This is a genomic window from Actinoalloteichus spitiensis RMV-1378, from assembly GCF_000239155.1.
GTDB lineage: Bacteria > Actinomycetota > Actinomycetes > Mycobacteriales > Pseudonocardiaceae > Actinoalloteichus_B > Actinoalloteichus_B spitiensis.
In genome coordinates this window covers 1-2,365 of the sequence record NZ_AGVX02000573.1, presented here as the reverse complement: position 1 = coordinate 2,365, position 2,365 = coordinate 1, and the positions used below count along the sequence as shown (strand labels likewise).

General features: G+C 74.0%; 3 protein-coding genes. 1 reads left to right on the top strand and 2 read right to left on the bottom strand.

Going from position 1 to position 2,365, the window contains the following annotated elements:
- Nucleotides 1-214 (top strand): hypothetical protein (locus ACTIDRAF_RS0221935; protein WP_026066375.1); only part of this gene is annotated, 214 nt, incomplete at its 5' end.
- 60 nt (nucleotides 215-274) lie between these two features.
- Here the strand turns inward: ACTIDRAF_RS0221935 and kynU are convergent.
- Both kynU and ACTIDRAF_RS0221925 read right to left on the bottom strand, forming a co-directional pair.
- On the bottom strand, nucleotides 275-1,519 hold the full coding sequence (gene kynU / locus ACTIDRAF_RS0221930) for a kynureninase (protein ID WP_016700856.1): 1,245 nt from the start codon (nucleotides 1,517-1,519) through the stop codon (nucleotides 275-277).
- A 20-nt stretch (nucleotides 1,520-1,539) separates the two neighbouring features.
- Nucleotides 1,540-2,365: tryptophan 2,3-dioxygenase (locus ACTIDRAF_RS0221925; RefSeq protein ID WP_016700855.1), on the bottom strand; the 826-nt coding region annotated here is incomplete at its 5' end.

Genomic DNA, 2,365 nt, shown 5'->3' with positions numbered 1-2,365 from the left:
TCCGCCGGCCGCTCCGGCCGACCGCCCCGCCGGGACCACGACGGGCCAACCGGGGCGGGACCGGACCACGGAGGCGGGAGCGGCCGAGGACGCCGAGGACGAGGGCACCGCCGCACCCGCCCGGCAGCAACCGGTCAAGCCGTTGGCCGCCCAGTCGGCGAAGAAGAACCGCGCCCGGGCGCGGTCCCGACGGCCGGCGAAGTCACGCCGCTGAACGAGGGCCGCCGGGCCCCGGCACACCCCGGTGGGGGCGACCGGCGACCGTTGCGCGACGTCAGGCGGGGCCGACGCCGTCCCGGGCCCGCAGGCGGGTGGACAGCGCGTCGGCGGCGGTGAGCGCGTCGACGAACCTCGTGTACAGCGGGGCGAAGCCGAACCGGCAGACGTTCGGGGGACGGTGGTCCCCGATGACCCCCTGGGCTTCCAGCGCCGCCATCACCGCTCGTGCGTCGTCACACTCCAACGCCACCTGGCTCCCGCGCCGCTCGTCCGCACGTGGTGTCAGGAGCCGGAACGAGCCCGCCGGGGCCAGGACGTCGAGGCAGGACACGAAGAACCCGGTGAGGGCCAGGCTCTTCCGCCGAACCTCGGTGAGGTCCACACCCGCCCACACGTCCAGCGCGGCGTCGAGCGACAACAGGGAGAGGATCTCGGGAGTACCGGTGCGGAAGCGGGTCGCCCCGCTGGCCGCCCGGTAGTCGGGCTCCATCCCGAAGGGGTCGGCATGCGAGCACCAGCCGGTCAGCGGTTGGTCGAGCCGTTCCTGGAGGTCGGCCCTGACGTAGCAGAAGGCCGGAGCGCCAGGGCCGCCGTTCAGGTACTTGTAGCCGCAGCCCACCGCGAGGTCGACCCCGGCCTGGTCCAGGCCCACCGGCAGCGCTCCCGCGCTGTGGGAGAGGTCCCAGAGGGTCAGCGCGCCGGCGTCGCGGGCGGCGGCGGTGAGCGTGGGGAGGTCCCACAGCTCGCCGGTGCGGTAGTCGACGTGGTTGAGCAACACCAACCCGGTCCGGTCGCCGAGGCGGCGGGAGAGGTCCGAGGGGTGGCACGGCACCAGCGGTGCTCCGGTGAGCTGGGCGGCGGACCGCGCCAGGTAGCCGTCCGTGGGGAACGTCGTCTCGTCGACGAGGAGTTCGGTGCGGCGGGGGTCCCGTTCCGCCGCCGCCCGCAGTCCGGCGACGGTCAGGCGGAACACGTTGACGCTCGTGGAGTCGCCCACCACGATCTGGCCGGGGGCCGCTCCGACGAGCGGCGCGATCCGGTCCCCCACCCTCTCCGGGGCGTCCCACCAGCCCGCCCCGCGCCACGACCTGATCAGGCCCCGGCCCCACTCCTGCTCGACGACCTCGCGCAGGCGGCCCGGGACCGAGGTCGGAAGCGCGCCGAGCGAGTTGCCGTCGAGGTACACGACCTCCTCGTCCAGGTCGAACTGGTCCCGGAGGTGCGCCAGCGGGTCGGCCGCGTCCGCCTCGGCCGCCCGAGCGGCCAGCACCTCCACCGCCGCGTCCCTGTCGTCCGCCATCGGCTGTGGCCCCACGTCCCTCACACCCTTCCGCGCGCCGACCAGAGTTCGGGGAACACCGGCCGGGCCGCTCTTCTCGTCAACCAGGCGACCCCCGAGGAGCCACCGGTACCTGGCTTGTCGCCCATCGCCCTGCGGGTGGCCATCAGGTGGTCCTGCCGCCACCGCCACACGCCCTCGGCCACGTCGGTGAGCGCCTCCCCGAGCGAGAGCAGGTCCCGCTCCTCCTCCGAGGTGCCCTCCGCGCGGTAGATGCCGGCCCAGGCGCGCTCGACGGCCTCCGTGTGCTCGTGGCGCAGCGAGAGATCGCGGTCGAGCACCGAGCCGGGGAGGTGGTGGCCGCGACGGTGCAGCAACCGGAGGGCCTCGTCGTAGAGGCTGGGGGTCGCCAGTTCCCGTTCCAGGCGGGCATGGGCCACCGGGTCCGCCCGGTGCGGGGTGAGGAAGTTCGCCGAGCGGTCGCCCAGCACGAACTCCAGCTGCCGGTACTGCGCGGACTGGAAACCCGAGCCCTCGCCCAACGCCGACCGGTAGGAGTTGAACTGGGTGGGGGTGAGCCAGGCGATCGGTTGCCAGGAGGCGACCAGCGCCGCGAGGGTGGGCAGGCTCCTCCGCAACGAGGTCACACCCGTGGTCACGTCGTCGCCCCGGAGCGCCTGCCTCGCGTGGTCCCACTCGTGCGTCAGCAGGCGGAACCAGAGCTCCATCACCTGGGTGGTGACCAGGAACGCCATCTCGGCCGGGTCGCTCGACCGGGGGTGTTGGAGGCTGGTCAACACGGATGCCCGCACGTAGTCCTCGTACGGGGTGGCTCCGCCGAAGTCGAGCCTCGGTTCCGCTTCCTCG